Origin of the sequence: Klebsiella sp. CN_Kp088, from assembly GCF_040064335.1 — a bacterium.
GTDB classification, from domain to species: Bacteria; Pseudomonadota; Gammaproteobacteria; order Enterobacterales; family Enterobacteriaceae; genus Klebsiella; species Klebsiella aerogenes.
In genome coordinates, this window is sequence record NZ_JBEAIQ010000043.1 from 18,539 (window position 1) to 39,191 (window position 20,653).

The window sequence follows — 20,653 nt, forward strand, 5'->3', positions numbered from 1 at the left end:
TTACCACTTTTCATCACGCGCGTCGCGGCGGCCTTCGCGCCGATTTTCACGCTTATCTTCGCGACAGCGCATATTGCTCTTATCGTCATTTCTCACGCATTCACGTTTTTCTTCACGTCCACTCTGGCGCGCATCCTGACGGATATCGCGAGCATCCTGGCGTTTTTCCGCGCGGTAGGTGGCGTGCGCGGTGAGGGTCGGCAGCAACAGGGCGGCGGTAAGCAGAGGCAGGATTATTTTTTTCATTGTCGGAACCTTAAATATAAAAATAAATCACGGAAGGTTATAATTGTGGTTCGTAATCTTATGTAAATCGATACAAAATGTGCTGAACTCTCTTTTTTTTAGTTTATTATTAAACAAGCCCGGCAAGTTCTCATTTTATTATTCTCGTTGCTACGTATTTTAGCTTATTACGCTAAAGAGATTACGAATATAGCATCAGGGCTCAGTCGCTTTAAGTATTTGCCTTGATTTTTATCAACGTTCCTTATTCATCCGGTTGTGGCGGATATTTGGCCGTGCGATGCTCGCGGCGTGAGATTTTTCTCAGTCCCCGCGAAGTTAAATGGAATTGTTAATAAAAGGAATATTATATGAAGCGTTCAGTTATTGCTGCTGCAGTATTTTCAACCGTGCTGATGAGTGTTAATGCTTTTGCCGCGGCGCCAAGTGAAGAGCAGGGCGAGTTAGTTATTATTGGTAATGTTATTAATTCTTCCTGTCGTTTTGAAACCGATTATAGCAGTACGATTCAACTGGCTGATGTTGACGCTACCCGTTTTGCCGGCATGTCAGCCGGTGAAGTCTTATCCGGCAATTTCGCTACCAGTAGCGATCCATTAACTATCGTTTGCCCGGAAGGCACGGTATTGAAATCGATTGATATTAGCGGCGGGACCTATACTACCGGCGGCGTACTTAATCCTATCGCAACTACAACGTCTGCTAATGGTGTCGGTTTTAAATTAAGACTCGGATCCGCGGATATTAATGAAAATACCATATATGACGTCAATAATTTGCCGGGTGCGGTGACTTCTTTGGGCAATGGTGTTTATCAAATGAACTTTTCGGCGCAATACGCCCGAATTAATGCCGCCACACCGGTAACCGCCGGTGAAGTCCGCTCGGTGTTAACGATTGCCGTCTCTGCGGAGTAAGGAACTGTGCCGGCGCTTCGCCGGCTATTATTGTGCTAAGGGTGTGGTGCTATGAAACGGATTTTATTAGCAGGTTTATTTATCGCTATGCAGCCCGCGCATGCCGGAGTGGTGATTTTCGGTACCCGGGTGGTTTATCCGGCTGAGAAACAAGAAGTGGTCGTACAGTTGATGAATCATGGCGCCCGCTCTTCACTGGTGCAGTCGTGGATTGACGATGGCAATACTTCATTGCCGCCGGAAAAAATCAACGTGCCTTTCCTGCTGTCGCCGCCGGTGGCGCGCATAACGGGTAACTCCGGTCAGCAGCTGCGAATTAAAAAGTTAGCCAACAAACTTCCGGCGAACAAAGAGTCGCTGTTTTATCTCAACGTACTCGATATTCCTCCGAATACACCAGGAAGTGAGGGGGCGAATACGCTGCGGTTTGCCATGCAAAACCGCATTAAGCTTTTTTATCGCCCTAAAGGTATCGCGGCGGTAAATAAAGATACGTTTAAAAGTATTTCGTTATCTTCGCGCAAAAACGCTCTGCATATTGCCAATGGTTCGGCAAATTGGTTGACGATTACTGAAATTAAACTCAGTAACGTTAAAGTCAATGAGCGCAGCGTTATGCTTGCGCCGTTATCCAGTCAGGATGTCTTTTTAAAAAATAATCTCGCCCGCCAGTATTCGCTAACGATGATTGATGATAATGGAAACTTTATTAGCGACAGGCTCAATGTAAAATAATAAATAATGGAGTTGGCCATGTTAAGGATGACGCCGCTTTCCTCAATGATATTGTTGGTTTTATTATCCGGTCAGCTGCAGGCCGCTGAAGAGACTTTTGATACCAATTTCATGATCGGCGGAATGAAAGGTGAAAAATCATCAAGCTTTCACTTTGCGGATAATCAACCACTGCCCGGTGAATATGAATTAGATATTTACGTCAATAAACAATGGCGTGGTAAATATCCAATCGTAGTCGCCAGTAATCCGGATGATACCTGCCTGTCATCGGCATTATTACATCAGTTGGGAATCAAAGCGGATAGCGCGCCGTTGGCAAAAGATAACCAGTGCATGACGCTTAAATCCGCGGTGCGGAGCGGCAGTTATACGTTTAATATCAATATTTTTCAGCTTGATTTAGAAATTCCGCAGGCCTACGTTCTGGATCTTGAGCGCGGCTACGTCGCGCCGGAAAGTTGGGACCGAGGCGTTAACGCGCTCTATACCTCTTATTATCTGAGCCAGTATTACAGCGACTATAAAGATAGTGGCAATAACAAAAGCACTTACGCCCGCTTCAACAGCGGGCTGAACCTGTTGAGCTGGCAGTTGCACTCTGATGCCACCTACAGTAAAGCCGATAGCGGCGGCGGCGACTGGAAAAGCAACACCCTGTATCTGGAGCGCAGCTTTGCGCCGATTTTAGGCACCTTGCGCGCGGGCGACATGTATACCTCAGCGGATATTTTCGATGCGGTACGCTTTCGCGGCGTTCGTCTGTTCCGCGACATGCAAATGTTGCCAAACTCAAAACAGAACTTTACGCCAATCGTGCAGGGGATTGCCCAGAGCAACGCGCTGGTAACCATCGAGCAGAACGGCTTCACCGTCTATCAGAAAGAGGTGCCGCCGGGGCCATTTGCGATTGCCGATTTACAACTCGCCGGCGGCGGGGCGGATCTCGATGTCACTATCCGGGAAGCCGACGGCTCGGTAACCACCTACCTGGTGCCTTATTCCTCGGTACCCAATATGTTGCAGCCGGGGGTGTCTAAATATGACATTGCCGCCGGGCGCAGCCATATTGAAGGCGCCAGCAATCAGGAAGACTTTATGCAGGCCAGCTATCAATATGGCCTGAACAATCTGCTGACCCTGTATGGCGGTACCATGCTCGGTACCGACTATCAGGCTTTTACTATGGGAACCGGGTGGAATACCCATCTCGGCGCGGTGTCCGTTGACGGTACCTGGGCGCGCAGCGATCAGGATAACGGTACTTTTGAAGGGCAAAGTTATCAGATTGCCTACAACAAATACCTCACCCAGACTAAAACGCGCTTCGGTATGGCGGCTTATCGCTATTCAACCAGCGACTATCGCACCTTTAACGATCATGTCTGGGCGAAGAACCGTAATAGTTATCACCATGATGATAATGACGTTTACAACATTGATGATTATTACCGTTATGATTTTGGCCGTAAAAATAGCTTATCCGCCAATATTAGCCAGTCGCTGCCGGAAGGATTAGGGTCTTTCTCACTGAGTGCTTTATGGCGTGATTACTGGGGAAAAAGCGGCAGTAATAAAGATTATCAACTGAGTTACACCAATAACTGGCAGCGGGTTTCCTGGACCATTTCGGCCAGCCAGACCTATGACGAGGATCATCATGAAGATAAGCGCTTTAACCTCTTCATTTCGATTCCGCTGATCTGGGGAGAGAGCGATAGCGTGCTGGCGCGTCGCCTGACGCTGTCGAATTCGACGACCTTCGATAACGACGGTTTTGCCTCCAATAACACCGGCATCAGCGGTACGGGCGGCCAGCGCGACCAGTTTGACTATGGCGTGAACCTAAGCCGGCAGCAGCAAAACCATGAAACCACCGCCGGCGGCAACCTTACCTGGAACGCGCCGCTGGCGACGCTGAGCGGCAGCTACAGCCAGTCGTCGAAATATACCCAGGCCAGCGGCAGCCTGTCTGGCGGGGTGGTGGCCTGGTCCGGCGGCGTCAATTTCGCTAACCAGCTATCGGAAACCTTCGCCATTATTCAGGCGCCGGGTCTGGAAAATGCTTACGTCAATGGTCAGAAATATCGCACCACCAACGCGCAGGGAACGGTCATTTTCGACCATGTCTTGCCCTATCGCGAAAGTTCGTTGCTGCTGAATACCGCCAATACGCAGAGCAAAACCGAGTTGATTGGCAACCGGAAAGCGGTGGCTCCGTACCGCGGCGCGGTGGTGCTGGCGCGTTTCGATACCGACCAGCGTCAACCCTGGCTTATTCACGCCGAACGCCCGGACGGTACGCCGCTGAAATTTGGCTATGAAATTGAAGATAACGACGGACAGAATGTCGGCGTCGTCGGCCAGGGCAGCATGCTGTATATCCGCACCGATAACGTTCCGCCGTCGATTACCATCGCGGTCGATAAGCAGCAGGGCCATTACTGCACCATTACATTTAAACATACCATTGATGAAGGTAAGACCTATGTCTGCCGCTAAAAGGACGATTTTCATGAAATGGATAATTTTGCTGGTATTAAGCTTATGCTCTTTTTTAGCGCGGGCGGGGAACTGTGAATTAACGCCGAGCATCCCTCCGGCGTCGATTGAGGCTAGCGGCAACTACACTTTTAAACCGCTGGCTGCCAACGGGGAGCTCAATTTACGTGATAGTTCACTTCAGGCTAACGCATTCAGCTTTCGCTGCCCCAGTAACTCAAATATTACGGTCTCGGTCAGTCTGCAATCGCCACCACAAACCTCCTACTATGTTGAAGTAGGCAGTAAGATCTATGAGATTAATTTCTCCTTCGACCAGACAAAAATGGAATCGTTGGGAAACGGAAAAATTGTTGAAAACCAAGTATATAATTTGGCAGATATGTTTAATAGTTTGGTCGGCATACGCTATGAGATTAAAGAAGGTAGCGCTAACGGGCAGCGTGTTACTCCCGGTGTGCCTTTCCAGATGCGTTACGGTATAGTTTTGAAATATTGTAAGAATAATGAATGTCATAACGTTAACATCAATTACACCTTTAACGTCACCCTGCAGGTAAATATCATGACCTGTGGTTTTAACGTCCCGAACCGCCTCATTAATATGGGCGATTACAGCTACTTCGATATTAAAGAAGACAAAGCGCAATATCGCCTGGAACGCGTTGATATCGACTGTAGCCGGGACGAGTCGGCGGTATTTGAACTGACGCCGGGTAAAATTGATTACTACTTTGTCGCCGCCTCCGGCTTTGCCGGCACCAGCAAAATATTGAAGAATGACGAGCAGGATGCCGCCACCGGCGCCGGCGAAGTCGGTTTTCATCTGCGCGATAGCCAGGGCGCGGAACTCCAGTACGGTAGCGGTTTCCTCTACCACTCCAGTGAGGATGCCCGACATGGCGATAGCAACCCGATCTATCTGCAAATCAAGCCGATGAAATATGGCGAGAATATCCGCGGCGGCACGATTAAAAGCCGGGTTATTATCGTCATCAACAATAACTAGCCGTCCGCGCCGCGCGCCTTCCTTTACGCGCGGCATGCCTGGGTTAGGTGGTCGCGACCGCTTCAGGTCGCGGCTGCGGCTGGCGAATACTTATCAGCGCTACCAGCGCCAATAGCGCAAAGGCCAGCAGCATCAGCGCAATGGGGATATAGCTATCCCACATCATTAAAAAAGCTACCGCCAGCATCGGGCTAATACCACCGGAAATCACCGCCCCAATCTCATGCCCCAGCGCCAGCCCGGTGTAGCGTACCTCCACCGGAAACAGATCCACCATCAGACACGGCTGCGCGGCAATCATCGCGCCATGACACAATGGCAATGCCAACAGCATGGCGAGCAGCATCGCCGGGAAGGTGTGCATATTCAGCAGCCAGAAGAAGGGGAAGGCGACCAGCGCCATGCCTATCACGCCGATATAGTAAAGCCGCTTACGGCCAATGCGATCGGAAAGCCATCCCCAGCCGAGAATCGTGGCGATCTCCACCGTCATGGCGATGGTGACCGCCGCGATCAGGTCGCGGGTGTCGATGCCGATATGTTTGCAATAGACCACTGAAAACGTGAAGAAGATATACACCGCGCCGTTTTCCGCCAGCCGCAGGCCGATAGCCTGTAATATCGCTCGTGGATGATTTTTGAAGGCGCTGAGCACCGGTAAATGATGGGCCTCATTTTTGCTGTCGTTTTCTGCTTTGCGCGCCACGAATTCCGCGTTTTCCTGGATGTTACGGCGAATATAGACGCCCACCAGAAAGATAAAAAGGCTGAGCAAAAATGGAATACGCCACGCCCACGACATCACCTCTTCCTGCGGCAGCAGCTGCACCAGATAGAATGCCAGCGAAGAAAGAACAAACCCGCCGCAGACCCCCACCTGGCTCCAGGCGGTGTAGTACCCTTTCTGGCTTTCCGGCGCATTTTCGCTCAGCATCAACACCCCGCCGCCCCATTCGCCGCCGGAAGCCACGCCCTGCACAAAGCGCAGCGTAATCAAGGCGATTGGCGCCAATACGCCGATATGGGCGTAGGTTGGCAGCAGACCAATTAAGAACGTACTGGCGCCCATCAGCGTCAGGGTGATGATAAGCGTCATTTTGCGACTGTAGCGATCGCCGAGATGGCCGAATATCACGCCGCCGAGGGGGCGGGCGATAAAGCCGATGGCGAAGCCGGAAAAGGCTAAAAATGAACCGAGCAGCGGGTCATTCGTGGCCGGGAAAAACAGCGGCCCGAAGACCAGCGCCGCCGCGGTGCCATACAGGAAAAAATCGTACCATTCCAGCGAGTTGCCGAGAAAAGACCCGATGATTAATTTGCGCATAGGTTGCGCCGGGGGGACCGTTGTACCGCTCACAGCTCCAGACATAAGGTTAACTCCAGTGCAGGTGAATCAGGCGGCGCCTGCTGGCGCCGGGCGATGGGTCGGCAGGGTTTTTATGGTTATGATGAAACTTAACGGCACGACGCCATGCTAAGGGTATGGAACTGGCGATTAAACCAGACCAGCCCGTCGCTGGGGTTGCCGAAGCGGATCTGTTTGACCTCGCAATAAAATACGCTGTGGCTGCCCACTTCATGGCTGTCGGCAATGACGCAGTCGCAGTTCGCCACGGCGGAAGCCAGCGCCGGCGAACCGGTCTCCAGCGCCAGCCATTCGTCGTGCAGGAAGCGTTCTTCAGAGCGGATTTGGCCGTTGGCGAAAATCCCGGACAATTGCTGATGCTGTCCGGAGAGCACGTTAACGCACAGCACGCCGTTGTGCTGGAATTTGCCGTGTGCGAAGGACGAGCGGTTCATGCATACCAGCAGCGTCGGCGGCGAATCCGTCACGCTACACACCGCCGAGGCGGTAAAGCCGAAGCGGCCCGCCGGGCCATCGGTGGTAATGATGGTGATCGCGCTGCCCAGTTGCGCCATGGCATTACGAAAATCAGATGTCAGGTTCATAGTAATACCCGTTATTTCAGTTTGACGTATTCGAAGCCTTCAATAACCAGCCGCGGGGTTTTGGCCCGCGAACAGCACAGCAGGATCTGGTCGTTATCTTCGCGTTCTTCTTCGGTTAAATACTCGTCGCGGTGGTCAGGTTCGCCGCTGCAAACGTTGGCGAGGCAGGTGCCGCAGACGCCCTGTTGGCAGGAGACTTTCACTTTGATGCCGGCCTTTTGCAGCGCGGCGACGATGGTCTCGTTTTCACCGACGGTGACGCTCAGATTGAGTTCCGGAACCGCAACCTCAAAGCTGCCGCCGCTGGTTTCTACCTCGCGGTTGAAATACTCCTGATGCAGCCGATCCGCGCTGAAACCGCACCCCTGAGCCGTTTCGTTAATCCACGCCATAAAACCTTCCGGGCCGCAAACGTACAGGTGGCCGGCGGCGGCGTGAGGCGTCAGGAGTTCCTGAGGGCGGAGCCTGCCGTTTTCATCGCTGATATGCAGCTGAACCTGAGCGCTAAAGTGGCAATCCGCCAGTTCGGCCAGAAACGCCATTCCCTCACGGCTGTGGCCGCAGTAGTGCACTTCGAAGGATTTCCCGGCGCGAAATAGCGTATCTGCCATCGCCAGCATCGGCGTGATGCCAATGCCGCCGCCGATCAGAATGCTATGAGGCGCCGACATCTCCAGCGCGAACAGGTTGCGCGGGTGGCTAATTTGCACCTCGTCGCCGGGCTGTAAAGCATGCGCCGCCAGCGAACCGCCGCGCGAGGCGCGATCTTTGAGGATCCCCAACCGATAACGCTGCGGGTGATGGGCGCTGCCGCACAGCGAATACTGGCGCACGATGCCATCGCCAAGATGCAAATCGATATGCGCCCCGGCGCTAAACGAGGGCAGGGGAGCGCCGTCCGGCGAGGCCAGCGTCAGGACTACCACCTCGGCTCCCTGAATTTCGCGTTCTGTGACGCGTACCGTCAATGTTTCAGCCATAGTTTTTCTCCACCCGCGAAGGGCTTAACGCATATAAATGCCGCCGTTGATATCCCAGGTCGCGCCGGTGATAAAGGTGGCGGAGGGCGCCGCCAGCAGTTCTACCGCGCGGGCGACCAGCAGCGGATCGCCAAGCCGCTTCATCGGGATCATCTCCAGCAGCGCCGGCATTTTCTCTTCCGGCACCGCGGCGCGAACGGAAGGTAGATCCAGCGGCCCCGGCGCAATCGCGTTGACGCTCACCCCGGCGTTGCTCAGGGCGCGGGCGAAGACTTTGGTCAGCGTAATAATGCCGCCCTTGGAGGCTGCATAGTGGGCGCCGGAGGCGGTACCGCCGTTTTGCCCGGCCAGCGACGCGAGGTTAATAATGCTGCCCTGCTGGCGCTGGCTGAAATAGCGGCCGATGGTCTGGCAGCCGACGAAGGTACCGCGCAGGTTGGTACTGGTGACGCGATCGAATTCTTCTACGTCGATCTCCATGATCGGCGTGGTCAGGGTTAAGGCGGCGTTGTTGACCAGCACATCGAGTTCGCCGAAACGTGCGCGGATCTGCGTCAGCGCGTCGCTGAACTGTTGCGGCTGGCGAATATCCAGCGCCAGCGGCAGCAGCCGCTGCTGGCTGGGATCGATCTCCTGCGCGCTGCGGGTGACCGTATCGAGATTGAGGTCGGCCATCGCCACCTGATAGCCCTGTTGCCAGAGATGGCGGCTGATAACCAGCCCGAGGCCGTTGGCCGCGCCGGTAATAAGTACGCTACGTGTCATAAAGTCCTCACAGGATGTAGCCAATGCTATGCAGGTAATCGTCGCCGTTAATCAGGCGTACGACCTTTTGCAGGATGCGGAAACTGTCGCCCTCCGGCGCCAGCATCCAGGTGACGTCAGCGGCGTAGTGCTGTTCATTGCCCTTGCGGTACTCGTAAAGGAATTGGGCGCAGCGTACTTCGACGACCTTATCGCTGGCGCTGAGCAGGCGATAACGGCCGCTCATGCGGATAGTGCGCGCGCGCGGGGTGGTGGAGATCGATTCGCCGCTGTATAAACGCTGCACGCGTTTTTCCCGCATCTCGTGGTTGTCGTAGGCGTAGTTGAGCACGTTGGCGAAATCGGTGGTCTGCTGATCGATGGGAATGATGTACATTCCCTCAGCGCGCCACAGCGCCAGCCATTCACGGAATTCGCCTTGATCGAGCAGGTCCGCTTCCAGGTTAATAAACTGAATGGCGGCGTTGAGGATAGGTGGTGTGTTCATTATTGCCCCCGGTTATCAGCGGTCATGTACTTTTTCCATTGTTGATAGGCGGCGCGCATGCCGGTTTCGGCGCTGACGTCGCTGCGCAGGCCGTCGGCGGTGCGGACTTCGCCGGGCAGGCCGCGGTTGAGCATGATCCACAGATCGTCGCCCGCGCCGCCGCCGCGCTGCACCCGCTCCCAGGCCTCTGAATCATCGGGGGTGCCGAAGCCCATCGGCCCCTGGAAGTGTTCGTGCAGCCGCAGGCGCGCCTGGTTGGCGATCGCCGGGCCATCTTTCATGGTCAGCACCATGTGATGAATTTCCGTCTCTTTTACCGATATCGGCTGCAGCACGCGGAAGAAGGCCATTGAACAGGCGACATTGGGGAACAGGTTAAGGTTAAAACCGCTACCGCCGACCGCGCGTACGATGCGCCGCACCTGCTGCTCGTCGTGGCCTTCCTCGCGCAGGGCCTGGGCCAGCTCGCTAAAGCGTTCCGGGATTGGCGCATCGAGATTGGCTTCCAGATCGATAAGCTCGGGGATCATCACCATCACGCTGTGGCCATTGCCGAGATCTTCCACGAAACCTTTGCCGTCGACGAAGTTGAGCATCTCTTCGGTCTGTTTATCGACCGAGCTTAAAAACGACTTATGAACGATCGGGAAGTGATAGCCGTCGGTGGTATTTTCCAGCTGGATTTTCCAGTTGCCGGGAAAGCGAAAACGGTGCGCGGTGGTGGCCTGCAGCGCGTAGCCAGCCCCCTGTTTCATGAACAGATCCATCCATTTCATCGCCGGGCCGAGGAAGTCGGTCAGTGGCTCAATGTCGTGGTTGAAGCTGGCGAAAATCATTCCGGCGTAGCTTTCAACGCGCAGGCGCACCATGCCGAGCTCAGATTTGTTCAGCGTATCGCCGTAGCTCTCTGGATGCGGTACCCCGCGCAGCGCGCCGTCGAGGCCATAGCCCCAGCCGTGATACGGGCAGGTAAAACCGTTCGTTTTCCCGCTGCGATGTTCGCAGACGGTGGCGGCGCGGTGGCGGCAGCGGTTGAGCAGCACGTTGATATTGCCTTTGCGATCGCGCACGACGATCACCGGTTGGGTACCCACCATCGAGGATTTATAGCTGCCGGCGTCAGGGATTTCGCTCTCGTGGGCGACCCATACCCAGGTACGGTTAAAAATGTTGTCGATTTCGAGGTCGAAAATTTCCTCGGAAGTATAGAGACAGGTATGGACCCGGTCGCTTTGCACCAGTGCCGCCAGCGTTTCGGCGGTATGGCTGGTATCGATATTTTTTACCGGAATACATTCAGACATTGTCACTCTCCACATATCTCTTTTAATGATCATCAGGCACCGGTAAATCGGCGAGCGAATGCCAGTCATCTACCGGGCGGCTAAATAAATTACGGGTGGTAAAATGATGAATTAACCACTGTTGATCTTGTTTAATAAATTCAATGACGAGCTCCGCGCTATTTAAATGCGAGCCGCCGCGGCGAAACGTTGAAGCTTGCAGCATTTTCCAGCGGCCGACCGCGCGGTTATTTTCGTCGACGCGAATATGCTCGGCCGTTAAATAATGTACGTTGATGGCGAAGTGTGACGGCTCGCTAATATAAGCGTTCATCATCCCGACGATCGCCGCTCTGCCGCAGTGGCGCCCGAGCTTGTGTTGATATAATTCGCCGATACCTTCCCAAATAGCCGTTTCGCTAAATAGCGCGCCAATTTGCCGGGCGGTATCCGGATGCGTCAGGTCATCACAGAGATGCATATACTGGCTGATGGCGTTTCGGATTTGCACTACGGCTTCCAGCTTTTCCAGGCGTTGCAGCATTTCTTCATTCATTGCCGGCTCCGTATAACTCATAAATAGCCTGGCTGCGGCGAGTGGCCGAAGAACATATTGCCGGCGTTGATGTATGTCAGCTCGCCCATAAAGGCGTGCTGGGTGATGACCATGGAGTCGCGGGCATAGCGCTGAAGCGGGCTGCGCATCGATATGCCCGGCATCCCGGCCAGTTTCAGCGCGCGGGTGGTAACCGAAGCAGAGACGCGGGTAATGTGGGTGGAAGAGAGGCGCATGGCGTTAATCCGCTCTTCTCCCGGTTCATCGCCGCGCAGAATCGCTTGCCAGACATCGTCGATGGCGTCGTAGAACCAGCAGCGCGCCGAACGAAGATCCGCTTCGCAGTGAGCGATTTCCATCTGCGCGAATTGGCGATCCGCCAGGCACGGCGCGCCGGTGACCGAGCTCTGGCGTTCGGCAATGGCGTAAATTTCCGATAACGCCGCGCGGGCGATACCCAGTGCGACCACCGACAGCACCTGAGTAGCCAGCGACAGTACCGGATAGCGATACAGAGGGCCTTCGAGGTTAAGTTCGCCGCCGCGAATAAAGGTCCATTCCTGCGGCACGAAGGCATTATTCAGCACTACGTCATGGCTGCCGGTACCGGAGAGGCCGACCGTATTCCAGACCGGATCGATGGTGAACTCCCCGGCGGGTAGCACCGCGATGCGCGGCAGCGGACGATCGCTGCCGTCATCGGTCAGAATGCCCACGCCGATAAGTTCGGCGCCGCTGCAGCCGCTGGCGAAGCTCCAGCGCCCGCTGACGCGGTAGCCGCCATCCTGAGTCGTCGCTTTTTGCGGCGGGAAGATCCCGCCGGCAAAGACAATATCCGGCCCGTGGCGGTAAAGCTCATCGAGACTGCTCGGCGGCAGGCCGCCAAGATAAAACGGATTCATGCCGAAACTCGCCACCCAGCCGGCAGATCCGTCCGCCGTTGAGAGCGTTTCAATTAACTGACAAAACTCCGCAGGTGATATTTCATCGCCGCCGTAGCGTTTTGGCACCAGCGCGCGATAAACACCGATCTTTTTAAAGCGGGAAATAATATCCGCCGGGATATATTTCTGCTGCTCGAACTCCTCGCTGCGCTTTTTAATATCTGCGAGTAATTCGGCAAACTCTATTGTCGTGGCGTGCAGGGTCTTTTCCGCACGCGAAGTTGCAGAGGGGTTTAACATGCGATTTAGCCTCTTCCAGTTAATGAAAGTACGGTTTTATTATTTTAATTTTTCCAGCAAATATTCAGCGTAATTAAGTAAATCAAACTCTTTATTTTTATTGGCGACTAATTGCAGAGCCACCGGGCGATGATTAATTTCGCCAAGCGGAAGGCTCAGGGCCGGGTGGCCGCTTAAATTAAATGGGCGCACCAGGCGAGTCAGGTTGACCACCTTGAGCGGATCCGCCGCTTCTTCCAGCGTTGGCGGGCATTCCGGCAGGGTCGGCAGCAGAATCAGCGGGGTTTTCGCCAGTTGGGCATCCACCGCGGCGCTAAATTGCTGACGCACGCTTTCCGCAGCCTGCCGCTGCTGAGGGCCGATCTCCGCGCCGGCGCGGATCCGCTGGGCGACGTCCGGCGCCAGGTTCGGCGCGTTGATGATGCTGTGAAACGCCAGCCAGTTTTCCTGGCTTATCACCGTAAGCCCGGCCTGATGCGCCTCGTTGAACCCCGGTAGTTCAGCGCGAGTCCATGCCAGCCCCGCCTGCTGCAGACGTGAGACGATCAGTTGCTCAATTTCCGGCGTTGCCGTGCCCGCCAGATAACTTATCGCGGGAGCTGCCCGGCGCGCAGGAGGCGCTGATTCCCCCAGCGCTTTTGCCAGCGCCTGACGCAATGTGGCGATATCGCGGGCGAACAGGCCGACGCAGTCGAGCGAACTTTCCGTCGGCATGACGCCAGCGCGGCTCAGACGGCCAAAGCTCGGCTTCAGGCCAGCCACGCCGCAGCAGGCCGCGGGCATTCGCACCGAGCCGCCGGTATCGGTGCCGACGGCGAAGTCGACTTCACCGGCCGCGACCACGGCGGCGGAGCCGCTGGACGAACCGCCGGGGATTAACTGCGGATAATGCGGATTGCGCGGCGTACCGCTATGCGGGTTGATGCCGGTGACGCCAAAGGCCAGCTCGTGTAGGGTGGTTTTGCCGCGCAGCTGGCAGCCGTTATCCAGCAGCGCCTCGACTACGGCGGCATGGCGAACGGCAGGAGGCGCATCCTGCAATACCGGGCTGCCGGCGCGGGTCGGAAAACCGGCAATATCGAGACTGTCTTTAACCGCAAACGTCAGCTCGCCTTCGCCAAGGGTGAAGCGCGAGATAAACCCGGATTCTGCTTTTTCTGCCTCTGTACGATGTTCAGTAACCATGTTTCACATCTCCGTGAGGGGGATAATTACCGCGCAAAATGACTAAAAAACGACCCGCTGGCGTTTGAGGTAATCTTGTCAGTAAAACTTGAAATTTCAAGTAATTTGTCACCTGTTTTTTACATCGTAATTGACGATAAGATGATGCTATGAAAGAGAGGTTGTTTTTTAACTCATTGATTTAAATCATTAAACATTGGTGTTTAAATTTTAATCTCTTGAAGGGCGTCACAAAAATAAATGAAAAATATAAGTTAAAAAAATGATAAAAAAGTGTGCGAAAAACGCAGGGGAGGGCAAAACAAAATGAATAACCATTTATAGTAAATGGTTATTTTCGCAGAGGATCAGTCATCGAGGTTGTGCAGAATGAGCGCCAGCACCTGATTCATCTTTTTTTCCTGCGCCGGGGTGACGCCCTTGAAGGCTTTAGCAAACACGGTTTCCGCTAATGCCCGGGCTTCGGCAACCTTGGCTTCACCGGCGGCGGTGAGTTCCGCTACGGTGACCCGGCCATCGCTGACGCTAACGTGGGTCGTGAGCAGGCCATCATCGCGCAGACGGCCAACAATTTTGGTCACCGTCGGCATCTTACTAACGGCATATTCGGTGATCCGCGAAATACTGGCGCGGTGGTATTGGTGCACCAGCATCAGTACGCGGAAGCGGGAAAGGTCGATGTCGATTTTTTTGAGCTCGATTTCCATTAATTGGGTATAACGGGCGTAAACGTTAACCACCCAGAAGAAGGGGAACTCTTCTTTATGAAAGCGGCTTTCGTGGCTCTCTGGCGGGGTCGAAGAGTGAGTCTTATCCACAAGCATCTCCTTGCCTGACGACGATAGAATGTGCAGATGGTATGCGCATTTAGCGGTTATTGCAAAACGCAGTACTGCGAAAACCATGCGCTATGATGCCGGGAGGATGGCCTCTTTGTTAGCCGCGCGTTGTTCATCGTAGCAACCGCCTGTCGCCGGAGGTCACTCATTCTCCAGCAGACGCATAAATACCCGTAGCGCTTCGTCTAACTGCTGAAGTTGGGGGGCGGAAAGCCCCGCCAGCAGTTGTTGCTCATTCGCCACGTGGGTGGCAACCGCCTCATCGATCAGCGCTCGTCCCTCTGGCGTTAACGCGACCAGCATGCTGCGGGCATCCTGAGGATTTGCTAAGCGGGTAATCAACCCTCGTTTTTCCAGCGCCTTGAGGCGATGGGTCATCGTGCCGGAGGTAATCATCAGTGTCGAAAAGAGCTGGGTCGGCGACAGCACGAATGGCTCGCCGGCGCGGCGTAGCGTCGCCAGCATGTCGAACTCCCAACGTACCAGCCCATGTTTAACAAACGCCGCCTCCACCCGCGGCTCCAGCAGCATGGCGCAGCGCTTGAGGCGGCCAATCGGCCCCATTGGGCTGCAATCCAGATCCGGGCGCTCGCGCTGCCATTGGGCGAGAATGCGGTCAACGGCATCCGTTGGCGGTAATTTGTCCATGCGTGCTCACTTGTCTTGATGTCAAGATATTTATCGATACATACTTGCTGCACAATTTAACTTGATATGAAGATAAAATCATGGCCTTTTTTACTCGTCATCTGACGGTCGATCTGCTGCTGACCGCGCTGGCTCCCGCCATCTGGGGAACCACTTATATCGTCACTTCGCAATTCTTGCCGCCGGACCGTCCTTTTATCGCCGCGCTGTTGCGCGTGTTGCCCGCCGGGATTGCGTTGTTACTGTGGAGCCGCCAGTTTCCGCAGCGCCGTGAGTGGTGGAAGCTGATCATTACCGGAATATTAAATATCGGCGCCTTTCAGGCGCTGCTGTTTATCGCCGCCTACCGCTTGCCCGGCGGGCTGGCGGCGGTGATCGGCGCGATTCAGCCGCTGCTGGTGATGCTGCTGGCCTGGTGCGTGGATCGCCAGCGTTCGCCGTGGCTGGCGGTGGTTTCCGCCTGCGCCGGGATCATCGGTATGGCGATGTTGCTGCTTTCTCCGCGCACGGTGCTGGATTCGTTAGGTATCGGCGCCGCTTTTCTTGGCGCCGTCAGTATGGCGCTGGGCACCTGGCTGTCGCGGCGCTGGGCGCTATCGTTGCCGGTTGTGGCGATGACCGGCTGGCAATTGTTGATAGGCGGGATCGTGTTACTGCCCATCGCGCTGCTGGTGGACCCGCCGTTGCTCAACATCACCCCATTACAGGCGGCAGGTTATGTCTGGCTGTGTGTGGCCGGAGCGATGCTGGCGTATGGATTATGGTTCCGCGGTATCAGCCGATTGTCGCCGGTGGCGGTATCGGCAATGAGCCTGCTAAGTCCGGTGACGGCGGTACTGCTGGGATGGATCTTTCTCGGGCAGAAAATTGAGGGGATGGCCCTGGCGGGCCTTATTGTGGTACTGGCGAGTGTGCTCTCTATTCAGCGCGCGCTGGCGAAACGTTGACGTGAAAAAGCCCCATAAAGGGGCTCGACATTGCCGTGTTTTTTTACGTGGCGGGAGCCAGACCAGCCGTCCTGAGACGACCTGTCCGGCAGCTCCCTCTGCGACCATTCGGTTATTTAGACAGTTCCGCCGTCATGTGTACCTGATTACCGGTATAGGCTTCGGTAATGTGGTAAGAGGCGCCCTGATCTTTAGCGATAGCAGCGATTTTTGCTTCTGCGTTGTCCAGGGTATCAGAGGTCACGCTCACCGGGTGAGCCGCGAAGCTTGCGAAAGAAACCAGAGACAGCATACCAGCAGCAGCAAGTAATTTTACGTTTTTCATGGTGTTTATCCTTTTAACTTTTATGGTGGAAAGCGTTGTGCTTTCGATGGGTTTATAATAAGTCCGCTAACTATAACGTACGTTGCAAAAAGTGCGATTTAGATCACATTTTTATGACGGTTTGATGACTGTAAATGGGATTTTTATTGAAAAAAACTTTGAAAACAGAATGTTATATCTCATCTTCGAGAGTGCTAATTTCCGTTGACCCGCGTTTAAGCCTCAACAGAATTTCGCCTGGTATTGATTGTGTGAATGGTTTGGTGGTTTTTTGGCTTGTTGTGACCGCGATACTTCGCCCGCTGGCGAAGCATTGCTAACCATCGGCGCGCTACAGTGCGGCTTCATTCATTGCTGGAGGAAAAAACCATGATTGCGGTACTCTTTGAAGCACAGGTCACGCCAGCGCAGCAGGAACGATACCTCGCGCTGGCGGCACAATTGAAACCGCTGCTGGAAACCATCGACGGCTTTATCGCCATCGAGCGTTTTCAAAGCCTCAGTGCGCCGGGAAAGATTTTGTCGCTGTCGTGGTGGCGGGACGAACAGTCGGTTGCAGCCTGGAAGCACAATATTTGTCATCAGGCGGCGCAGCGGGAAGGGCGGGAGTCTATCTTTGCTGATTATCAGATTCGCGTGGCACAGGTATTGCGTGAATACCAGATGCAGAGTTCGCATTCTGCGTAACCAATATTAAGCGGAGGCAGTATGTTGCACCCTGCGGTTGTCATTGATGATGACGAAGCGCTGGCCGTCGCGATGGCGGCGGTTGCCTCGGCGATGGCTGACCCTTCACGAGTGAAAATACTCTGCGCGCTAATGGATGGCCGGGCATGGACGGCGACTGAGCTCTCCGGCGCGGCGGATATTTCGCCGTCGACCGCCAGCGCTCACCTTAGCCGTCTGGTCAACAGTCGCTTACTGATCTGCCTGGCGCAAGGGCGACATCGCTACTATCGGCTGGCGGGCGGCGATGTCGCCGGATTGCTGGAAAATATGATGACCATGGCGGGCAAAAGCGCAGTGCCGCTGACCACGCGAACGCCGGGAACGCTGCGTATGGCGCGTACCTGCTACGATCATCTGGCGGGTGAAGTGGCCGTCGCCATCTATGATTTTCTGCAGCAGCAAGCGTGGCTCACGGCAAATGGCACCGCGCTTACCGCGGCGGGGGAGGCGCATTTCGCCCGCTTAGGTATTACGTGCGATAGCGGATCCCGCCGCAAAGTATGCTGCGCCTGCCTCGACTGGAGCGAGCGCCGTTTTCATCTGGGCGGTGCCGCGGGCGCTGCCCTGCTGCAGTGGGGCGTGCAAAAAGGTTGGTTTATGCCGGTCCCGGGCTATCGCGAAGTGACAATCAGCGAGCCTGGGAAGCGAGCGCTGCGTCAGCACTTTGGCCTGGCGCTGTAGACCCGGCGACAGGATAGCCGTTCAGCAGTGATTCATATTGACGATTTGCTTATGCATCACCTGCGAGCTATTCATTCCCAGCTTTTTCATAATGTGAATGCGGTGGCTGTGTACCGTCTTATGATCGATATTCAGCAGCGAGGCAATTCGCTTGTTGTTATTGCAGGCGATAATAAGTTCCAGTACCTGCAGCTCTCTGGCGGTCAGCTTTCGCTGCGTGCGCAAATACCGGGTCTGCGGAGTTTCATCCTGCGTTCTGGTAATTGCCGAAAATGCGTCTAAAGAAGATTTTTCCGTCAGGATTAACAGGTTTTCCAGATCGATTAATTCCCGGCACAGATTGGCGATATCGCTTTTTACCATCAATACCAACAGTGTACAGCGCGAGAAATGAAAGCGCAGTTTGTTGAGTAATACGACCGTATCGGCGGCGGATATATCCTTGTGGATCATATTGAAGATCACCGTCTCAGCCAGGGGCGCGACGCCCCCTTGCACGATGTCCTGATAACTGGCCTGGGTGATATCCTGGTGAATATCGCTCAGATAATCATGAATAGATTGGCCAATGATATTGTCGTCAGTGTACAGCAAGATATTGTTCAAGGGCATTAAACTCTCTTCTTACGCTTGGCTTCCAGAATCAAATCGATCAGCGTTTTTTCTATTTTCTTCCTGTCATCGCTGCGGCGGAACTTAAACTGGCAGGAAATCTGATAGTAGTTTTCCGGACTCTTTTCTTCGCTATCCAGCGTGACCATCGCCACGTTCTTGATAATCAGATCAACGGTGATTTCGCCATATTCAGCCAGAGACAGAATGGCGTTTTTCAGCGTTGAGTTGTTGGCAAGGAATTTCAGATTTGGACTTTGCGCAATCAGCGCGCAGCCACCATCTGAAATATCTTTGATATCAAAAGCATAGTTTTCGCCATTTTTATGGCGCCCATGACAAAAGAAATCATTCTCATCGCGTAAACGAAATCGCGGATCTCGTCGTCTTTGTACAACCTGGATGCATTCCGGTAACGCAAATGCCACCTTATTGCTATTCTCCGCGCCGCCAGCGGAATTCTTCTGCCGCTGGGAGGTGAACTCGATCTTTCCTGAATCACTATGCAGAATAAATTTGAATTTATTCCCCGCAGGGATTTTGCTATCGCTCTGGATATGGAATTCGGCAAAATCTACACGCGCAATCTGAGTACTGATGCTTTTGTTATTAAAGAAAATTTCTATCTCTGTTTGCTTTCTCTGTTCCTCTCTGAAAATAGCAATGATTTCATACTTACTGGTTTTTATCGTTCCCTCTATCATGGGTAATCCTTGTTGAATCGTTACTGTGCATAGTTAATTTTTTTTACAGCAATAGCGACATACTGATTATGTTAACCAGATGTTTTTGTGAACGTTCGATGATATTGACTATCTTTGTAGCCAAATTGATTTGTATAAACGTCGAAGCCGATATTGTTTTTTCCTGTAATCAAGAGTGTTAACAAAAACCATGGAACAATACAAACGACAACAGCCTCCCAATTAGGAGGCCTAAGAAATAACGTAACTCAATGCAATTTATAAGGTTATTTCCTCGACGAGGAATCAGCATAACCCGATTTGTAGGATATATAGTGCCAGCAGAGATGGCCTAATTCCAGCTTAATATTAAGGGGATAGCCCTTCACGGCAAACGCCGTAAAGGGGGGAGTTGACGCCATCAACCGCTGATGCTATCCAGCTTCGCCAGTGCTCCGGCGGGGAGGGTAAGCGTTGCAGCGGCGAGATTTTCCCGTAAATGCGCCACCGATGAGGTGCCCGGAATCAGCAAAATATTCGGCGAGCGCTGCAGTAACCACGCCAGCGCCACCTGCATCGGCGTGGCGTCGAGCATGGCGGCAACCTCGTTAAGCTCTTGCGCCTGTAGCGGCGTAAAACCGCCCAGCGGGAAGAACGGCACGTAGGCGATGTTTTGCTGCGCCAGCGCGTCGATTAACGCGTCGTCACCGCGGTTAGCGATGTTGTACTGGTTTTGCACGCAGACGATGGGCGTCAGCTTCTGCGCATCGGCAACCTGTCTGGCGGTGACGTTACTCAGACCGATGTGACGTATCAGACCGCGGGCTTTTAGTTCCAGTAAGGTCGTTAGCGGTTCCTCCAGCGAACCCTCCACCGGGCCGTGGGTGCCGAGCATGCTGCGCAGATTGACCACCTCCAGCCTCTCCAGGCCGAGGTTACGCAGGTTATCTTCGACGGCCTGGGTGAGTTCCGCCGGCGACATCGCCGGTAGCCAATTGCCTTTCTCATCGCGGCGGGCGCTGACCTTGGTGACGATACACAAGTCGTCGCTATAGGGATGCAGCGCCTGACGAATCAGCTGATTGGTGATATGCGGGCCGTAGAAATCTGAGGTATCGATATGATTCACCCCGGCGGCGACGGCTTCTTGCAGAACGCGAATGGCGGCGTCGGGATCTTTTGGCGGCCCGAACACGCCGGGGCCGGCGAGCTGCATGGCGCCGTATCCAAGCCGGTAAACCTGACGGTCGCCTAAGGTCATGACCCCGGATAATGTTACGCTGGACATAATGACTCCCTCCGATGATAGGCAAGGAGTAAGTGTAATCCCGTCAGGGAGAAGCGATGGGCGAGAATGTTGGCAGAACGTGGGGCGAGGCGGTAGGGGGGG

The 20,653-nt window shown here is 54.2% G+C and carries 23 protein-coding genes; 7 read left to right on the top strand and 16 right to left on the bottom strand.

What is annotated here, in order from left to right:
- The gene (locus tag ABLV08_RS23815; RefSeq protein WP_015369878.1) at nucleotides 1–246 is read right to left on the bottom strand and encodes a hypothetical protein; all 246 of its coding nucleotides are present in this window, start codon (nucleotides 244–246) and stop codon (nucleotides 1–3) included.
- Between the two features lie 350 nt (nucleotides 247–596).
- Between ABLV08_RS23815 and ABLV08_RS23820 the strand changes: the two genes are divergently transcribed.
- The 4 genes from ABLV08_RS23820 to ABLV08_RS23835 all read left to right on the top strand — a co-directional run bounded on the left by ABLV08_RS23820 (nucleotide 597) and on the right by ABLV08_RS23835 (nucleotide 5,409).
- Nucleotides 597–1,163 (top strand): fimbrial protein, encoded by a 567-nt coding sequence (locus tag ABLV08_RS23820; protein WP_045363525.1) that lies wholly within the window; start codon nucleotides 597–599, stop codon nucleotides 1,161–1,163.
- Between the two features lie 51 nt (nucleotides 1,164–1,214).
- Nucleotides 1,215–1,898 (top strand): fimbria/pilus periplasmic chaperone, encoded by a 684-nt coding sequence (locus ABLV08_RS23825; RefSeq protein WP_015369880.1) that lies wholly within the window; start codon nucleotides 1,215–1,217, stop codon nucleotides 1,896–1,898.
- 18 nt (nucleotides 1,899–1,916) lie between these two features.
- The gene (locus ABLV08_RS23830) at nucleotides 1,917–4,400 is read left to right on the top strand and encodes a fimbrial biogenesis outer membrane usher protein (RefSeq protein WP_047053710.1); all 2,484 of its coding nucleotides are present in this window, start codon (nucleotides 1,917–1,919) and stop codon (nucleotides 4,398–4,400) included.
- Between the two features lie 487 nt (nucleotides 4,401–4,887).
- Nucleotides 4,888–5,409, top strand: a complete 522-nt coding sequence (locus tag ABLV08_RS23835; protein WP_225317864.1) for a hypothetical protein — start codon at nucleotides 4,888–4,890, stop codon at nucleotides 5,407–5,409.
- Between the two features lie 43 nt (nucleotides 5,410–5,452).
- On the opposite strand, the gene ABLV08_RS23840 is transcribed toward ABLV08_RS23835, so the two are convergent.
- From ABLV08_RS23840 to ABLV08_RS23890, 11 genes are all read right to left on the bottom strand, one after another.
- Nucleotides 5,453–6,733, bottom strand: a complete 1,281-nt coding sequence (locus ABLV08_RS23840; RefSeq protein WP_045359475.1) for an MFS transporter — start codon at nucleotides 6,731–6,733, stop codon at nucleotides 5,453–5,455.
- 131 nt (nucleotides 6,734–6,864) lie between these two features.
- Nucleotides 6,865–7,359: a flavin reductase gene (locus ABLV08_RS23845; protein WP_015703350.1), complete on the bottom strand. Its 495-nt coding sequence runs from the start codon at nucleotides 7,357–7,359 to the stop codon at nucleotides 6,865–6,867.
- A gap of 11 nt (nucleotides 7,360–7,370) precedes the next feature.
- Complete coding sequence (locus ABLV08_RS23850) at nucleotides 7,371–8,339, bottom strand: PDR/VanB family oxidoreductase (RefSeq protein ID WP_020078018.1); 969 nt, start codon at nucleotides 8,337–8,339, stop codon at nucleotides 7,371–7,373.
- Between the two features lie 24 nt (nucleotides 8,340–8,363).
- Nucleotides 8,364–9,104, bottom strand: coding sequence for an SDR family NAD(P)-dependent oxidoreductase (locus tag ABLV08_RS23855; RefSeq protein ID WP_015369887.1), 741 nt, complete (start codon nucleotides 9,102–9,104; stop codon nucleotides 8,364–8,366).
- Between the two features lie 7 nt (nucleotides 9,105–9,111).
- A complete protein-coding gene (locus ABLV08_RS23860; RefSeq protein ID WP_348856319.1) occupies nucleotides 9,112–9,591 on the bottom strand; it encodes an aromatic-ring-hydroxylating dioxygenase subunit beta in 480 nt (159 codons plus the stop codon).
- Nucleotides 9,591–10,895: an aromatic ring-hydroxylating dioxygenase subunit alpha gene (locus ABLV08_RS23865; protein ID WP_015369889.1), complete on the bottom strand. Its 1,305-nt coding sequence runs from the start codon at nucleotides 10,893–10,895 to the stop codon at nucleotides 9,591–9,593. The genes ABLV08_RS23860 and ABLV08_RS23865 overlap by 1 nt, the downstream gene beginning before the upstream one ends.
- A gap of 22 nt (nucleotides 10,896–10,917) precedes the next feature.
- Entirely contained in the window at nucleotides 10,918–11,430 is a 513-nt protein-coding gene (locus tag ABLV08_RS23870) for a nuclear transport factor 2 family protein (protein ID WP_015369890.1), read from the bottom strand.
- Nucleotides 11,431–11,447: 17 nt separating this feature from the next.
- A complete protein-coding gene (locus tag ABLV08_RS23875) occupies nucleotides 11,448–12,614 on the bottom strand; it encodes an acyl-CoA dehydrogenase family protein (RefSeq protein WP_015369891.1) in 1,167 nt (388 codons plus the stop codon).
- A gap of 39 nt (nucleotides 12,615–12,653) precedes the next feature.
- Entirely contained in the window at nucleotides 12,654–13,799 is a 1,146-nt protein-coding gene (locus tag ABLV08_RS23880; protein ID WP_129243171.1) for an amidase family protein, read from the bottom strand.
- A gap of 347 nt (nucleotides 13,800–14,146) precedes the next feature.
- Entirely contained in the window at nucleotides 14,147–14,617 is a 471-nt protein-coding gene (locus ABLV08_RS23885; RefSeq protein ID WP_348856321.1) for a MarR family transcriptional regulator, read from the bottom strand.
- A 162-nt stretch (nucleotides 14,618–14,779) separates the two neighbouring features.
- Nucleotides 14,780–15,286: a MarR family transcriptional regulator gene (locus ABLV08_RS23890; protein ID WP_015369894.1), complete on the bottom strand. Its 507-nt coding sequence runs from the start codon at nucleotides 15,284–15,286 to the stop codon at nucleotides 14,780–14,782.
- 80 nt (nucleotides 15,287–15,366) lie between these two features.
- Between ABLV08_RS23890 and ABLV08_RS23895 the strand changes: the two genes are divergently transcribed.
- Nucleotides 15,367–16,233, top strand: a complete 867-nt coding sequence (locus ABLV08_RS23895) for an EamA family transporter (RefSeq protein ID WP_077202926.1) — start codon at nucleotides 15,367–15,369, stop codon at nucleotides 16,231–16,233.
- Nucleotides 16,234–16,345: 112 nt separating this feature from the next.
- On the opposite strand, the gene ABLV08_RS23900 is transcribed toward ABLV08_RS23895, so the two are convergent.
- Complete coding sequence (locus tag ABLV08_RS23900) at nucleotides 16,346–16,558, bottom strand: YdgH/BhsA/McbA-like domain containing protein (protein ID WP_015369896.1); 213 nt, start codon at nucleotides 16,556–16,558, stop codon at nucleotides 16,346–16,348.
- Nucleotides 16,559–16,927: 369 nt separating this feature from the next.
- On the opposite strand from ABLV08_RS23900, the gene ABLV08_RS23905 reads away from it, so the two are divergent.
- Together ABLV08_RS23905 and ABLV08_RS23910 are read left to right on the top strand one after the other, a co-directional pair.
- A complete protein-coding gene (locus ABLV08_RS23905) occupies nucleotides 16,928–17,245 on the top strand; it encodes an antibiotic biosynthesis monooxygenase (RefSeq protein ID WP_015703344.1) in 318 nt (105 codons plus the stop codon).
- A 21-nt stretch (nucleotides 17,246–17,266) separates the two neighbouring features.
- Nucleotides 17,267–17,968 carry a winged helix-turn-helix domain-containing protein gene (locus tag ABLV08_RS23910; protein ID WP_015369898.1) on the top strand — a complete coding sequence of 234 codons (702 nt, stop codon included), beginning with the start codon at nucleotides 17,267–17,269 and terminating at the stop codon, nucleotides 17,966–17,968.
- 21 nt (nucleotides 17,969–17,989) lie between these two features.
- Here the strand turns inward: ABLV08_RS23910 and ABLV08_RS23915 are convergent, their stop codons facing one another.
- The 3 genes from ABLV08_RS23915 to ABLV08_RS23925 all read right to left on the bottom strand — a co-directional run bounded on the left by ABLV08_RS23915 (nucleotide 17,990) and on the right by ABLV08_RS23925 (nucleotide 20,551).
- Nucleotides 17,990–18,580 carry a helix-turn-helix transcriptional regulator gene (locus ABLV08_RS23915; protein WP_015703343.1) on the bottom strand — a complete coding sequence of 197 codons (591 nt, stop codon included), beginning with the start codon at nucleotides 18,578–18,580 and terminating at the stop codon, nucleotides 17,990–17,992.
- On the bottom strand, nucleotides 18,580–19,284 hold the full coding sequence (locus tag ABLV08_RS23920) for a hypothetical protein (protein WP_015369900.1): 705 nt from the start codon (nucleotides 19,282–19,284) through the stop codon (nucleotides 18,580–18,582). The genes ABLV08_RS23915 and ABLV08_RS23920 overlap by 1 nt, the downstream gene beginning before the upstream one ends.
- Before the next feature lie 400 nt (nucleotides 19,285–19,684).
- On the bottom strand, nucleotides 19,685–20,551 hold the full coding sequence (locus ABLV08_RS23925) for an aldo/keto reductase family oxidoreductase (protein ID WP_015369901.1): 867 nt from the start codon (nucleotides 20,549–20,551) through the stop codon (nucleotides 19,685–19,687).
- Nucleotides 20,552–20,653: the final 102 nt, after the last annotated feature.

What these genes read in the sequence shown, in the direction of transcription:
- ABLV08_RS23815 (WP_015369878.1), bottom strand. Translation starts at nt 246, where the DNA reads ATGAAAAAAATAATCCTGCCTCTGCTTACCGCCGCCCTGTTGCTGCCG.
- ABLV08_RS23820 (WP_045363525.1), top strand. Translation starts at nt 597, where the DNA reads ATGAAGCGTTCAGTTATTGCTGCTGCAGTATTTTCAACCGTGCTGATG.
- ABLV08_RS23825 (WP_015369880.1), top strand. Translation starts at nt 1,215, where the DNA reads ATGAAACGGATTTTATTAGCAGGTTTATTTATCGCTATGCAGCCCGCG.
- ABLV08_RS23830 (WP_047053710.1), top strand. Translation starts at nt 1,917, where the DNA reads ATGTTAAGGATGACGCCGCTTTCCTCAATGATATTGTTGGTTTTATTA.
- ABLV08_RS23840 (WP_045359475.1), bottom strand. Translation starts at nt 6,733, where the DNA reads ATGCGCAAATTAATCATCGGGTCTTTTCTCGGCAACTCGCTGGAATGG.
- ABLV08_RS23845 (WP_015703350.1), bottom strand. Translation starts at nt 7,359, where the DNA reads ATGAACCTGACATCTGATTTTCGTAATGCCATGGCGCAACTGGGCAGC.
- ABLV08_RS23850 (WP_020078018.1), bottom strand. Translation starts at nt 8,339, where the DNA reads ATGGCTGAAACATTGACGGTACGCGTCACAGAACGCGAAATTCAGGGA.
- ABLV08_RS23855 (WP_015369887.1), bottom strand. Translation starts at nt 9,104, where the DNA reads ATGACACGTAGCGTACTTATTACCGGCGCGGCCAACGGCCTCGGGCTG.
- ABLV08_RS23860 (WP_348856319.1), bottom strand. Translation starts at nt 9,591, where the DNA reads ATGAACACACCACCTATCCTCAACGCCGCCATTCAGTTTATTAACCTG.
- ABLV08_RS23865 (WP_015369889.1), bottom strand. Translation starts at nt 10,895, where the DNA reads ATGTCTGAATGTATTCCGGTAAAAAATATCGATACCAGCCATACCGCC.
- ABLV08_RS23870 (WP_015369890.1), bottom strand. Translation starts at nt 11,430, where the DNA reads ATGAATGAAGAAATGCTGCAACGCCTGGAAAAGCTGGAAGCCGTAGTG.
- ABLV08_RS23875 (WP_015369891.1), bottom strand. Translation starts at nt 12,614, where the DNA reads ATGTTAAACCCCTCTGCAACTTCGCGTGCGGAAAAGACCCTGCACGCC.
- ABLV08_RS23880 (WP_129243171.1), bottom strand. Translation starts at nt 13,799, where the DNA reads ATGGTTACTGAACATCGTACAGAGGCAGAAAAAGCAGAATCCGGGTTT.
- ABLV08_RS23890 (WP_015369894.1), bottom strand. Translation starts at nt 15,286, where the DNA reads ATGGACAAATTACCGCCAACGGATGCCGTTGACCGCATTCTCGCCCAA.
- ABLV08_RS23895 (WP_077202926.1), top strand. Translation starts at nt 15,367, where the DNA reads ATGGCCTTTTTTACTCGTCATCTGACGGTCGATCTGCTGCTGACCGCG.
- ABLV08_RS23900 (WP_015369896.1), bottom strand. Translation starts at nt 16,558, where the DNA reads ATGAAAAACGTAAAATTACTTGCTGCTGCTGGTATGCTGTCTCTGGTT.
- ABLV08_RS23905 (WP_015703344.1), top strand. Translation starts at nt 16,928, where the DNA reads ATGATTGCGGTACTCTTTGAAGCACAGGTCACGCCAGCGCAGCAGGAA.
- ABLV08_RS23910 (WP_015369898.1), top strand. Translation starts at nt 17,267, where the DNA reads ATGTTGCACCCTGCGGTTGTCATTGATGATGACGAAGCGCTGGCCGTC.
- ABLV08_RS23915 (WP_015703343.1), bottom strand. Translation starts at nt 18,580, where the DNA reads ATGCCCTTGAACAATATCTTGCTGTACACTGACGACAATATCATTGGC.
- ABLV08_RS23920 (WP_015369900.1), bottom strand. Translation starts at nt 19,284, where the DNA reads ATGATAGAGGGAACGATAAAAACCAGTAAGTATGAAATCATTGCTATT.
- ABLV08_RS23925 (WP_015369901.1), bottom strand. Translation starts at nt 20,551, where the DNA reads ATGTCCAGCGTAACATTATCCGGGGTCATGACCTTAGGCGACCGTCAG.